Annotated in this window: 10 protein-coding genes and 1 pseudogene; 7 read left to right on the forward strand and 4 right to left on the reverse strand. The window is 69.7% G+C overall.

Annotation, left to right across the window (positions count from 1 at the left end):
- Positions 1-20 precede the first annotated feature (20 nt).
- From ACH49X_RS06835 to ACH49X_RS06845, 3 genes are all read left to right on the forward strand, one after another.
- Positions 21-1,670: a class I adenylate-forming enzyme family protein gene (locus ACH49X_RS06835; protein ID WP_357108227.1), complete on the forward strand. Its 1,650-nt coding sequence runs from the start codon at positions 21-23 to the stop codon at positions 1,668-1,670.
- A gap of 4 nt (positions 1,671-1,674) precedes the next feature.
- Complete coding sequence (locus tag ACH49X_RS06840; RefSeq protein ID WP_195081886.1) at positions 1,675-3,426, forward strand: amidohydrolase family protein; 1,752 nt, start codon at positions 1,675-1,677, stop codon at positions 3,424-3,426.
- Positions 3,427-3,513: 87 nt separating this feature from the next.
- Complete coding sequence (locus ACH49X_RS06845) at positions 3,514-4,365, forward strand: alpha/beta fold hydrolase (RefSeq protein WP_195081887.1); 852 nt, start codon at positions 3,514-3,516, stop codon at positions 4,363-4,365.
- A gap of 7 nt (positions 4,366-4,372) precedes the next feature.
- On the opposite strand, the gene ACH49X_RS06850 is transcribed toward ACH49X_RS06845, so the two are convergent.
- Positions 4,373-4,657 (reverse strand): hypothetical protein, encoded by a 285-nt coding sequence (locus ACH49X_RS06850; RefSeq protein WP_357108224.1) that lies wholly within the window; start codon positions 4,655-4,657, stop codon positions 4,373-4,375.
- Positions 4,658-4,847: 190 nt separating this feature from the next.
- On the opposite strand from ACH49X_RS06850, the gene ACH49X_RS06855 reads away from it, so the two are divergent.
- Positions 4,848-5,876 (forward strand): DoxX family protein, encoded by a 1,029-nt coding sequence (locus ACH49X_RS06855; protein ID WP_357208342.1) that lies wholly within the window; start codon positions 4,848-4,850, stop codon positions 5,874-5,876.
- Positions 5,877-6,075: 199 nt separating this feature from the next.
- On the opposite strand, the pseudogene ACH49X_RS06860 reads toward ACH49X_RS06855, so the two are convergent.
- Positions 6,076-6,831 (reverse strand): annotated as a pseudogene (locus tag ACH49X_RS06860) (mycofactocin-coupled SDR family oxidoreductase); the annotation flags it as partial.
- Positions 6,832-7,290: 459 nt separating this feature from the next.
- Between ACH49X_RS06860 and ACH49X_RS06865 the strand changes: the two are divergent.
- The 3 genes from ACH49X_RS06865 to ACH49X_RS06875 all read left to right on the forward strand — a co-directional run bounded on the left by ACH49X_RS06865 (position 7,291) and on the right by ACH49X_RS06875 (position 9,311).
- Positions 7,291-7,494, forward strand: coding sequence for a hypothetical protein (locus tag ACH49X_RS06865; RefSeq protein WP_195081891.1), 204 nt, complete (start codon positions 7,291-7,293; stop codon positions 7,492-7,494).
- A gap of 92 nt (positions 7,495-7,586) precedes the next feature.
- On the forward strand, positions 7,587-8,246 hold the full coding sequence (locus ACH49X_RS06870; RefSeq protein ID WP_195081892.1) for a bifunctional 2-polyprenyl-6-hydroxyphenol methylase/3-demethylubiquinol 3-O-methyltransferase UbiG: 660 nt from the start codon (positions 7,587-7,589) through the stop codon (positions 8,244-8,246).
- Positions 8,247-8,444: 198 nt separating this feature from the next.
- On the forward strand, positions 8,445-9,311 hold the full coding sequence (locus ACH49X_RS06875) for an AfsR/SARP family transcriptional regulator (protein WP_357296652.1): 867 nt from the start codon (positions 8,445-8,447) through the stop codon (positions 9,309-9,311).
- A 62-nt stretch (positions 9,312-9,373) separates the two neighbouring features.
- Here ACH49X_RS06875 and ACH49X_RS06880 read toward each other — a convergent pair whose 3' ends face one another.
- Both ACH49X_RS06880 and accA read right to left on the reverse strand, forming a co-directional pair.
- The gene (locus ACH49X_RS06880) at positions 9,374-10,723 is read right to left on the reverse strand and encodes an acetyl-CoA carboxylase biotin carboxylase subunit (protein WP_357108216.1); all 1,350 of its coding nucleotides are present in this window, start codon (positions 10,721-10,723) and stop codon (positions 9,374-9,376) included.
- Positions 10,724-10,733: 10 nt separating this feature from the next.
- Positions 10,734-12,422, reverse strand: a complete 1,689-nt coding sequence (gene accA / locus ACH49X_RS06885; RefSeq protein ID WP_357108213.1) for an acetyl-CoA carboxylase carboxyl transferase subunit alpha — start codon at positions 12,420-12,422, stop codon at positions 10,734-10,736.
- Positions 12,423-12,494: the final 72 nt, after the last annotated feature.

The raw sequence follows: 12,494 nt of genomic DNA on the forward strand, positions 1-12,494 counted from the left end.
GTGACGAGGAAGTATCCGATATGACAAAGGCCATCGACCAGCAGGCGTTCGCGGCGCAGGCCGCGAGCAGGCTCACCGGACCCGGCGGTCGATTCGAGATGGTGGTCGAGGACGTGCTCGGCGCACCGATGCCGGTGGTGCGCCGTCGCAAGTCCTCGCTGCGGGAAGTGCTGGTCGCCGCGGCCGCGCACGGTGATCGGGACTACCTGGTCACCGCGGACCGGACGATGTCGTTCACCGAGCACGCCGCCGCGGTCGCCGCGCTGGCCACGGCCCTGCGCGACCGCTTCGGCGTTCGCAAGGGCGACCGGGTGGGCATTCTCGCCGCGAACACGCCCGAGTGGGTGCTCACGTTCTGGGCGGCCCAGGCGCTCGGCGCGATCGCGGTGGGCTACAACGCGTGGTGGGCGCCGCGCGAGGTCGCCTACGGCGTCGAACACACCAGCCCCACGGTGCTCGTCGTCGACGCGAAACGCGCGGCGCTGGTGGCGGAGCTGGACCTCCGGGTCCCGGTGCTCACCATGGAGCACGACGTACCCGCGCTCTTGACCGAATACCGCACCGCCGAGCTGCCCGACGCCGACATCGACGAGGACGATCCGGCGGTGATCCTGTACACCAGCGGCACCAGCGGACGACCCAAGGGCGCGGTGCACTCGCATCGGAACCTGGTGGCGGTCACCGACTATCACGCTTTCAACGACGCGCTGGCCGCCGCGCTCACCGGGGCGGCCGAACTGCCCAGCGGGCGGCGTTTCCTGCTCACCTCGCCGCTGTTCCACATCGCCAGCCTGCACAACCTGGTGGTGCCCCGGCTGGTCACCGGCGACGCGGCGGTGATCCACCAGGGATCGTTCGACGCCGACCGGGTGCTGCGGCTGATCGAGGCGCAACGGGTCACCAACTGGGGCGCCATGCCCACCATGGCGACCAGGATGCTCGAACTGGACCTGTCCGGCTACGACTTGTCCTCGCTGGCCGCCTTCTCCCTGAACTCCGCGCCGTCGTCGGCCGCGCTGCAACAGAAATTGCGCGATCAGCTGCCCGTCGCCCGAAACGCGCTGGTGACCAGCTACGGGCTCACCGAGTGCAGCACGGCCGCGACGCTGGCGAGCCCGGCCGAGCTGGCGGCGTACCCGGACACCGTCGGCCGCCCGGTGGTCGGGGTCACGCTGGAGATCCGCGACAGCGCGGGCAACACCCTCCCCGACGGCGCCGAGGGCGAGATCTGGGTGCGCAGCCCCTACGTGATGCTGGGGTACTGGCAGGACGAGGCCGCGACCGCGGCGGCGATCACCGCCGACCGCTGGTTGCGCACCGGTGACATCGGTGTGCTGGAGGACGGCAGGCTGCGCTTGTCCGGGCGCCGTTCGGATCTCATTCTGCGCGGCGGGGAGAACGTCTATCCCACGGAGATCGAGCAGTGCCTGGAAGAGCATCCGGCGGTGCGGGAATGCGCGGTGCTGGGGGTGCCCGACGCCGACCTCGGACAGCAGGTCGCCGCCTTGGTCGTGGTCGAAAGCGCCACGGCGACCAGCGAAGAGGAGCTGCGGGCGTTCACCGCCGAGCGCCTCGCCTACTACAAGGTGCCCGCCCGCTGGCGGCTCACCACCACCGCACTCCCGCGCAACGCGACCGGCAAGGTCGTGCGCGCCGATCTCGAGGTGTAAAGCCATGTATGACACCATCATCGCGAACGGCCAGTGGTTCGACGGCACCGCAGCGCCCTCGGCGATCCGGCACCTGGGCATCCGGGACGGGCGCGTCGCGACCGTCTCGGCCGACCCGATCGAGGATCCCGACTGCCCGGACGTCGTGGACGCCACCGGGAAATGGGTGATCCCCGGCATGCTCGACATCCACACCCATTACGACGTGGAAGTGCTGCAGCATCCGGCGCTGACCGAATCGGTGCGGCACGGCATCACCACGGTGCTGCTGGGCTCGTGCTCGCTGTCGACCGTCCACGTCGACGCCTCCGACGCGGGCGACCTGTTCGCACGGGTGGAGGCGATTCCGCGCAAGCACGTCCTAGCCGCGGTCGGCGAGCACAAGACCTGGCGCTCGGCGCACGAGTACGCCGCCGCGCTGGAACAGCTGCCGTTGGGGCCGAATGTCGCCGCGTTCATCGGTCATTCGGACATCCGGGCCGCCGAACTGGGTCTGGATCGCGCGACCCGCACAGACGTGCGGCCCGATGCCGCCGAACTGGCGGGGATGGAGGCGAAGCTGATCGAGGCGCTGGACGCCGGATTCGTCGGCATGTCCTCCCAGCAGTTGCTGTTCGACAAACTCGACGGTGCGGTGTGCCGGTCGCGCACCCTGCCGTCCACCTACGCGACCACCCGGGAAAGGCGCAGGCTCAACGCCATTCTGCGACGGCGCGGCGGGGCGCTGCAGGGCGGACCCGACGTGTCCCGGCCGCACAGCCTGGTCACGATGGCGGCCAGCAGCCTCGGCCTGTTCCGCAGGCCGTTGAAGGTGAGTTTGCTCTCGGCCGCCGACCTCAAGGCCATTCCCGGCATCGTGCACCTGTTCCCGCTGATCGCGCGGGTGCTCAACGCGCTGGGCGGCAACTTCCGCTGGCAGCATCTTCCGGTGCCCTTCGAGGTCTACGCCGACGGCATCGACCTGGTGGTGTTCGAGGAGTTCGGTTCCGGCGCCGAAGCACTGCACCTCGCCGACCAGGTGGACCAGCGCCGCGAACTGCTGCGGGACGAGCGGTACCGCCGTCGCTTCCGCAAGGATTACGACAAGAAGTTCGGTCCCCGCGTCTGGCACCGTGATTTCTTCGACGCGCAGATCGTGGAGTGCCCGGATCCGGGCGTGATCGGCAAGACCTTCGGCGAGGTCGGCGCGGAGCGCGGCGGCACGCACCCGGTGGACGCGTTCCTCGACCTCGTGGTCGAGCACGGCACCAAGGTCCGCTGGCGCACCACGATCTCCAACCATCGACCCGAGGTGCTCGACCGGCTCGCCGCCGATCCTGGCGTGCAACTGGGCTTCTCCGACGCCGGGGCGCATCTGCGCAACATGGCGTTCTACAACTTCGGGCTCCGCTTCCTGCGCCGGGTGCGCGACGCCGCGAACGCGGGCCGTCCGTTCCTGTCGGTGGAACAGGCGGTGCACCGGCTCACCGGCGAACTCGCGGACTGGTACGGCTTGGACGCCGGGCACCTGAGGGTGGGCGATCGAGCCGATGTCGTGGTGCTCGATCCGGCGCGCCTGGACGATTCGCTCGACGCCTACCACGAATCCCCGATCGCGCCGTTCGACAACCTGTCGCGCATGGTGAACCGCAACGACGAGACCGTCACGGCGGTCTTCGTCGGCGGCGTGCCGGTATTCCGCGACGGCGTCCCCGCTCCGGTGCTCGGCGCCCAGCGGACCGGCCGGTTCCTGCGCTCCTCGACCGCCGTCGGATAGCCCCAATCACCCGCTCGGGCCGGCCCCGCCCACGTAAAATCGCTGCTACCCGGCGGTTCGCTCGCCGGTGGTTCGCAGGGAGTCGGCGTGCGCGTATTCGAACATCGGGGCAGGTCCGTGGTCTTCGACCGGACCGGCAGCGGATCACCGGTCGTGCTCCTGCACAACGCGGGCACACAACGCCGCATCTGGGACGACCAGGTCGCGGCGCTGCGGGGCGGACACGAGGTCTTCGCGCTCGACCTGCCCGGCTACGGGCAATCCGACCGGCCCGCGACCGGCTACCGCCTGATCGACTACGCCGACATGCTCGCGGCGTTCCTGGACGCTCACCGGCTCACCGACGTGGTACTGATCGGCAACTGTCTCGGCAGCGCCACCTCGCTGCGCTACGCCATGGAGCGACCGGACCGGGTGCGCGCGCTGGTGCTGATCAATCCGCTCACCTTGGACACCGTCAGTTCGGGGCAGTCGGCGGGCCTGGCCTGGCTGGACGCGCGGTTGCCGCTGGCTCCGCTGGCCCGGCGGATCAGCCTGCCGAACCCGGTGGTCTCGCTGATCGTCGGCAATCAGCTCGGCCCCCGCGGCCGGGGCAAGCGCGACCAGCACGACCCGCGGGTGCGGGCGCACTGGACCGATCGGGGCAGACTGGAAGCGCTGCACGGCTTGGTGCAGGACTTCCCGTCCTACCGCGCGTTGGACACATTCGAACCGCCCTCCGGTTTCCCGCCCATCTGCACGATCTGGGGGCGGCGCAACCGCATCCTGTCGGCGAAGGCGGGCGGGCGGCTCAACCGTGCGCTGCGCCCGCACACGGCGGTGGAATTACCGGACTGCGGTCATCTTCCGATGGTGGAGGCCCCGGAACGGGTCGCGTCGATCATCACCGGCTTCCTCGCCGCGATCGACGCGCCCCTGCCGAAGCCCACCGGCGGCTGAACCGCGCTCAGAGCGGAGCCGCGGTCGGGCAGAGTTCGGCGAAACTGGCCGAGTGCACACCGCATCCGACGCATTCGAACACCACACCCATGTCGAGCATCCAATGGATGCGGGTATGGCAGGTCTCGCACAGGAAATCCACGCCCGCCGGATGGCAGCAGGACCGTTTACGGATGAACCATTCCGCCCGATGACGGCAGGGCACCGAATCGAAGCGGAACGTGCACTTCGGCGCGGCGGGCAACTCGGCGACGACGGCGTCGAACGCCGTTGCGGCCGTACGGGTGTTCACAGCAGATACCTTCCGGCGGAGCAGGGCGGGAAAACGAGCGGTGCGGCGGCGCCTTCACCCCCCAGATCGATTTCTCTCGATTAGCTGTTACCCGGATGAGGCGGCCTTCACACGGCGGCGGACCGGCGTGTTTGGCCCCGAACCGCGCGGGAATCCGAATTGTGACGCCATCAATGGAAGGGGTTTCGTCATGTTGTTGCGCCGACTGGCCCGGCCGCTACTGGCCACCGCGTTCGTGGTCGACGGGGTCCATACGCTGCGGCACCCGGACGAGCGGGTCAAGTCCGCGAACGCGCTACTGGAACGGGGACAGCGGCAGCTCCCCGAAGAGATCGCCGCGAAGTTGCCGTCCAATCCGTCGACCGTCGTGCAGGTCAATGCCTTCGCTCAGGTCGGCGGCGGTGTGCTGCTGGCCCTCGGCAAGGCGCCGCGCCTGGCCGCGCTGGTGCTCGCCGCGACCGTCGTGCCCGCGGCCGTCACCGAGCAGGACTTCTGGAACGAGCAGGATCCGGCCCGCAAGTCGGCGAAGCGGAACGCGTTCCTCAAGGATGTCGGGCTGCTCGGCGGACTGATGATCGCTGCCGCCGACACCGAGGGCAAGCCCTCGCTGGGCTGGCGCGGCCGCCGCGCCGCCCGTGACGCCGCGGCCGCGGTGACCGCGGCGCTGCCGTTCGGCGCGGCCTCGGACACCACCGGCGCGGCGCTGCGCAAGCACGCGCACGAAGCCGCGGACAAGGCGCGGGCGCTGGGCGCGGTAGCCGCGAGCAAGGGGGCCGAACTCGCCGAAACCGCCCAGCGGCACGGACCGGGGTTGGCGGACGCGGCCAAGGAACACGGCAGCGAGCTGGCCGACACCGCCAAGACCCACGGGCAGGAATGGGCCGAGATCGCCAAAGAGCGCGGCGCGGAATGGGCCGGAATCGCGAAAGAACGCGGCTCCGACTGGGCCGAGATCGCCAAAGAGCGCGGCGCGGAATGGGCCGAGATCGCCAAGGAACGCGGCTCCGAATGGGCCGAGATCGCCAAGGAGCAAAGCGCGCACCTGGCGGATCTGGCGAAGCAGCGCAGCGCCGAATGGGCCGACCTCGCCAAAGAGCGCGGACCTGAACTCGCCGAAACCGCCAAAGAGCGCGGGACGCACGCGGTGGACGTGGCCCGCGAGCGGGGAGCGCAGACCGCGCAGGCGGCGCGCGAAGCGATCGAGTCGCGTCGCCGCTGACGCGGCCAGGATCGGTGGCCCGCCGAACGACGCGTTCGGCGGGCCACCGGTGTGGGTACGACCCGGAACGCCACGACGCGCAGGCCAGGGTCGGTGGTCCACCGGCCGGTTTTCCGGCGCGGACCCTAGAGGTGCTCGCGCTCCCGCCGCAGGAGATGGTGACGGCCTCCCCGTTGAAGTGACGGCCGTGCTCGGAGACCAGTAACAGCATGGCCTCGGCCACCTCGGCGGGCTGGATCAGATCGCCGTTGGGCGGCCCTGATTCGATGATCGCCATCCAGTCCTCCCTGGTGGGATTCTCCTTGCCGGGCACCATGAGCCGCCAGGTCGCCGGGTTCTGGATCATGTCGGTGTCCACGCCGGAGGGCAGCAGCGCGTTCACCGTGATGCCGTACTCCGCCACCTCCAGCGACAGCGACTTCACCAGGCCGAGCACGCCCCACTTGCTCGCGGCGTAGTGCGCCGCGTTGCGCACGCCCATCTTCGCCACGATGGAGGAGGTGGCCACCACGCGACCCCAGCGCCGCTCGATCATGTGCGGCACGACCGCGCGGAAGCTGTGGAACACCCCCGTCAGATTGGTGTCGATCATGTCCTGCCACAACTGCTCGTCCATCTCGGCGACGGGCGAGTTGGACGCGATGCCCGCGTTGGCGATGAGGATGTCGATGCGGTCGAACTCCTCGAGCGCGCGCTCGGCGACCGTCCGCATCTGTTCCAGGCTGCGCACGTCGGCCCGGACGGCGACGCAGCGGCGGCCGGTCCGCTCCACCAGCGCGGCGGTCTCGGCCAGGTCGGCGGGCGTGCTCAGCTCGTAGGGAAGGCCGGACAGCGGTGCGGCGATATCGCACACCACGATGTCGGCCCCGGCGTTCGCCAGCGCCAAGGCGTGCGCGCGCCCCTGTCCGCGGGCTCCGCCGGTGATCACCGCAATCCGGTCGTCGAGGTTTCCCATGGCGGGCCTTTCGTCGGTCGCTGCCTGCTTCGGCCGTCACCCATCGTGTCACGGACGAACCGGCTGAGCTCCCGGTTTTGCGGTCGGCGGCCCGGAGGCGCGATTTCCCAGAATTGGGAACGGCCGGGACCTGACGGCGGGCGCGGCGGGCGCCTCTGCGCGCCGCAACACGACCACCACCTGCGCTGACGCGCCCGTTTTGCCGAATTGCCCTGGGACAGTGGAACAATGGGCACGATCTCCGCGCCGGAGCCGGCGCGGCCACGGCACGGACGAGCCGACCCGACTGCGGCACGGAGATCACCCGCACCCATTCCGACCCGGTACAGCGACCGACCAGTTGCGATGTACGCTGCGCCCCGGAACGATCTCGCCCGTGCCCACACAGTCGTTCCAGGCACGAGCGTCGCATGCACATGGTTTCCTGGGGGCCCGATGACCGATTGTGAGTACCTTCCCGTGAATCTCGACCGACAGCTCGACGCCGATCCGACCGAACACGACAGCACCCTCGTCGACCGCCTCGCCAGCCCGCGGTTGCGCAGGCTCCTGCACACGGCCATCGGCCTCTCCGAGGACTCCGTCGATCTGCTGACGACCATGACCACGCGCCTGCGTGCGGCCGAGGGCATGATCCTGCGCGACCCGCTCGACGACTGCTGACCTACGGGCCGGCGACGGCCGCGGTCGGCAATCGGTTGCCGAAGCGGCAACGATATTTGCCGTTTCGGCCGGGCCGATGGAGGGTGGGACACATGAGTGCGACACCCCATCACCACGCCGACCGGATGACCTCGACGACCGTCGAGTACTGGGAGGCCTTCTACCAGGAGCGCGAGCGGGTCTGGTCGGGACGGCCGAACTTCCTGCTGGTCCGCGAGATCGAGGCGCTCGCGCCCGGCACCGCGCTGGATCTGGGCTGCGCCGAGGGCGCCGACGCGATCTGGCTGGCCGAGCGCGGCTGGCGGGTCACGGCGGTCGACGTGTCGGAGACCGCGCTGGCCCGCGCCAGGACCAACGCGGCCCGGCACGACCTCGACGGCGAAATCGATTGGCAGCGGCACGATCTGGATCACACCTTCCCCGCCGGACGTTTCGACCTCGTCACGGCGCAGTATCTGCACTCACCGGCGGCCGAGGACGGCGAACGGACGCGAATCCTGCGCCGCGCCGCCGAGGCGGTGGCCCCCGGCGGGGTATTGCTGATCGTCGGGCACGCGCAATGGCCTTCCTGGGTGCTGGAACCACCCGCCGACGTGCATTTCCCGACCACGGCCGAGGTGCGCGCCGGTCTCGCGCTCGACCCGGCCGAATGGCGGGTGGAAGTGGAGGAGGAGGTCGAGCGCGAACACGCCGGACCGGAGGGCCAGCCCGGCACCAGAAAAGACAACATCCTACGAATTCGCCGCGGCTGACAGGTCTGCAAATAACGGGCGAATCTCCTTGCGGCCGAGGGAAATTCGGCGAAACAGCGGGTGAAATTAACTCCGATATTACTCAGGATTCATGGCGTCGATACGGCTTTCTCGCTACTGTGGACGAAGCCTACAACGCGGTGGCAATCGAGAATCTCACGTCGGTCGGGGGGACATTCGCCCGTAGGAGAGTTCCCAGTGAAGTATCCAGTATGCGCTCGCGTGCTAGGCCCGTTGACGCTTGCTCTGAACAATCACAACGCGACGCCGACTGCGCAGAAGCAGCGGCAGTTGCTGGCATTACTGTTGGTTCGGCACGACACCGTCGTCCCGGTGACGGCCCTGATCGAAGAACTGTGGAACGACGATCCGCCGCGCAGCGCGGTGACCGTCGTGCAGACATATGTGCTCGGAATTCGTAAGAAGATGGCGGAGCAGCTCGGGATCGGACAGGCCGAGGTAGCCGAACGCTTTTTGCGCACGTGCAGCAAGGGCTACTCCTTCGACGTGCGGGACTGTGTGTTCGACCTGCGCGACTATCAGTCCATGTCCGCTGCTGCCCGCTGCGCGGCCAAGACCGGCGACGACGAGCGCGCGGTGGATCTGTTCAGCGCGGCGGAAGCGCTGTGGAACGGTCCGGCGCTGGTGGACGTGGAGGGCGGCATCCCGCTCGCCGCGGAGATCTCGCATCTGGACCACCTGCGTCTGGCCAACATCGAGCTGCGGGTGGAGGCGGAATTGCGGCTGGGCAGGCACCGCGAGGTGTGCCCCGATCTGGCGCGGCTGACCATGCAGCATCCGCTGCACGAGCGGCTGCAGGCGTACTACATGTTCGCCCTGTGCCGGTCGGGACAGCGCGCCCGCGCCTTGGCCTCCTATCAGCAGTTCAGCAGGTCCATGCAGGACGAGCTCGGGCTCGACCCGTGCCAGAAGCTGCGGAAGCTGCACCAGGACATCCTGGCCGCCTCCGACGACTCGGTGAGCGCGATGCTCAACAGCTGTCACGCCGGTTACCTGATCGGCTGGCACTCCCCCGAGCTCAGCGCCGCCGCCGAGCCCGCATGACGCGGCCGCGTCCGAGCCCGGCCACGCTCGATGACGCGGGGCCGGGCAACGGTCCGGTGCGCTCATTCCCGTCCGAGCAGTTCGTCCACCAACCCGGTGGTGTGCGTGGCGGCGCGCATGGCCGGGTGGTCGAGCACCTCGTAGAGGAAATCGCGGGTGGTCGCGACGTGGGCGCCCGAGATCCGGAATTCCGCCAGCGCCCTGCGCATCCTGGCCAGCGCCCGGTCGCGATCGGGCGCCCACACCACCAATTTGGCCAGCAGCGAGTCATAGTTCGGAGGTATCGAATAGCCGGCGTGGGCATGGGTGTCGACACGGACGAACGGACCGCCCGGCGGGGTGAATTCCGTCAGGATGCCGGGAGCGGGCGCGAATTCGGCCGCAGGATTTTCGGCATTGATCCGGCATTCGATCGCCGCGCCACGCAGGACAATATCCTCCTGCGCGAGGCCGAGCGGTTCTCCCGCCGCGACGCGAATCTGCTCGGCGATGAGATCCATACCGGTGACCATTTCGGTCACCGGGTGTTCCACCTGAATTCGGCAGTTCACTTCCATGAAGTAGTAATCGCCGTCCCGATCGACCAGGAATTCCACGGTGCCCGCGCCGGTGTACCCGGCTTCGAGCACACCGTGCACGGCGGACTCGCCCATTCGCTGGGCCAGGCCGTCCGGTAACAGCGGCGCAGGCGATTCCTCGATCAGCTTCTGGTGCCTGCGCTGCACCGAGCAGTCGCGTTCACCCAGGTACACGCCGTTGCCGAAGGCGTCGCACAGCACCTGTATCTCGACGTGCCTGGCCGCGGCGAGGTACTTCTCCAGATACACTCGGCTGTCGCCGAACAGCATCCGCGCCGTCGCCCTCGTCTCCTGATATGCGCGCGGGAACGCCGCGCTCTCGTGCACCACCCGCATGCCGCGCCCGCCTCCGCCCGCGGCCGCTTTGACGATCACCGGATAACCGATCGAATCCGCGAGCGCGTGCGCCTCGTCGAGTTCGAGCGGATCGAGGCTGCCCGGCAGAAGGGGCAGCCCGGCCTTCGCCATCAGCGTGCGCGCCGACTGCTTGTCGCCGAGCTGGGCCATCACGTCGGCGGGCGGCCCGATCAGCGTTCTGCCCGCCGCTCGGCACGCGTCGGCGAAATCCGGCGACTCGGAGAGGAATCCGTAGCCGGGATGGATCGCGTCCGCGCCGGTGAGCTCGGCGGCGGCCAGGATCGCCGCGGCGTTCAGATAACTGCGCTTGGCCGCGGACGGGCCGATCTGCACCGCCTCGTCGGCGAAACGCACCACCGCCGACTCGGCGTCGGCGACCGAGTGCACCGCCACGGTGCGCACGCCGAGTTCGCGGCAGGTGCGCGCGACGCGAAGCGCGATCTCGCCGCGATTGGCGATCAGGATTTTCTCGAACACGACGCCACTCCTACGCGACCGACCGGACCAGGACCTGCTGCCGCGCGCCGAAGCGCCGGAACCGGGCGCGGCGTTCGTCGGCCAGCTCGGCGCCGCCGCGACCGGCGAGTTCGCCGAGGGTCGCGGCCAAGGCGCGGCGCAGTCGGTCGGCCGCGGCCACGGGAGCCGCGCCCACATCGTCGTCCGGCTCGGGCAGCACCGCGTCCACCACCCCGAGACGCAACAGGTCCCGGGCGGTCAGCGACAGCGCGGCGGCGGCGTCGGGCGCGGCGGCGGGATCGTTCCACACGATCGCCGCGCAGCCCTCCGGGCTGATCACCGAGTACGTGCCGTTCGCGAACATCAGCACCCGGTTGGCCACACCGAGCGCCAGGGCTCCGCCGCTGCCGCCCTCGCCGATCACCACACTGACGACCGGCACCCGCAGGGCGGACATCAGCCGGATGTTCTCCGCGATGACGATCGCCTGCCCCTGCTCTTCGGCGGTCGCACCCGGATATGCGCCGGGCGTGTCGATCAAGGTGACGACGGGCAGCCCGAGCTTCTCGGCCAGCCGCATCAGCCGCGCCGCCTTGCGATACCCGGCCGGGGTCGGCATGCCGAAGTTGCGTTCCATCAGTTCCTTGGGATCGTGTCCCTTCTGGTGGCCGATCACCATGACCGGCCGCCCCCCGAGCCACGCCGTTCCGCCGACCACCGCGGCGCAATCGCCGGAGATCCGGTCGCCGCGCAGCTCGCGGAATTCGTCGAAGGCGAGGGCGAAGTAGTCCATCGCGGTGGGCCGCCGCGGTGATCGAGCCCGGCCTACTTGCGTCCAGGGATCGGTCACGGGGACGCGGGCCGGATCGGTGATCGTTCCCGCGTCGGCGGGGACGAAGGTGTCGGCGGGATCGACCGGACTTGCGGCCCGCAGCAGCGAGCCGAGCGCCTGGCGCAGACCCGCGCGCGGGACGATCAGGTCGATGAGCCCGCGTTCCAGCAGGAATTCGGCGGTCTGGAACTTCGGCGGCAGCTCCTGGCGGATGGTCTGCTCGATCACCCGCCGCCCGGCGAACCCGAGGCGCGCGCCCGGTTCGGCGATCAGCACGTCGGACAGGGTGGCGAAGGAAGCCGCGACACCGCCGTAGGTGGGGTCGGTGATCAGGGTGACGGTGAGGATGCCCGCGCGGTCGAGTTGTTCCAGCGCCGCACTGGTCTTGGCCATCTGCATCAGCGACAGCGGACCCTCCTGCATCCTGGCGCCGCCGGACGCGGTGACGATGATCAGCGGAAGACGCCGGGCCAGCGCGGTTTCGGCGGCCGCGGTGATCATCTCGCCGACGGCGGTGCCCAGGCTGCCGCCCAGGAAGCGGAAGTCCATGGCGGCGATCACCGCCGGCCTGCCCTCGATCGTGGCCACCGCGCACAGCACCGCGTCGTGCATGCCGGTGTGAGCGCGGGCGGCGGCCAGCCGGTCGGGGTAGGGCTTGGTGTCGGTGAACGTCAGCGGGTCTTCGTCGGTGGCGGGGACCGGCAGCGGCTCGAAGCGGCCATGGTCGGCGAGCTGCTCGATGCGCTGGCGCGCCGTGATCGGCGTGTGCCTGCCGCATTCGCCGCAGACGCCGAGGTCGCGGGCGAACCGCTTGCCGTACAGCGGGATCAGGCATGCCGGGCAGAGCACCCAGTCCGCGGCGCCGTCTCGGCCGTGTGCTGACTTCATCACGCGTGTCTCCTGTGCTCGGGAACGGGTGATCGATCCGGGCGGCGCCGGCCGAATGATCACTGCGACAGC

It is taken from the genome of Nocardia sp. NPDC019323 (assembly GCF_044389845.1).
Classification (GTDB): domain Bacteria; phylum Actinomycetota; class Actinomycetes; order Mycobacteriales; family Mycobacteriaceae; genus Nocardia; species Nocardia implantans.

Bases quoted from the DNA above. Each gene is read 5' to 3' on its own strand.
- ACH49X_RS06835 (WP_357108227.1), top strand. From the start codon at position 21: ATGACAAAGGCCATCGACCAGCAGGCGTTCGCGGCGCAGGCCGCGAGC.
- ACH49X_RS06840 (WP_195081886.1), top strand. From the start codon at position 1,675: ATGTATGACACCATCATCGCGAACGGCCAGTGGTTCGACGGCACCGCA.
- ACH49X_RS06855 (WP_357208342.1), top strand. From the start codon at position 4,848: ATGTTGTTGCGCCGACTGGCCCGGCCGCTACTGGCCACCGCGTTCGTG.
- ACH49X_RS06870 (WP_195081892.1), top strand. From the start codon at position 7,587: ATGAGTGCGACACCCCATCACCACGCCGACCGGATGACCTCGACGACC.
- accA (WP_357108213.1), bottom strand. From the start codon at position 12,422: ATGAAGTCAGCACACGGCCGAGACGGCGCCGCGGACTGGGTGCTCTGC.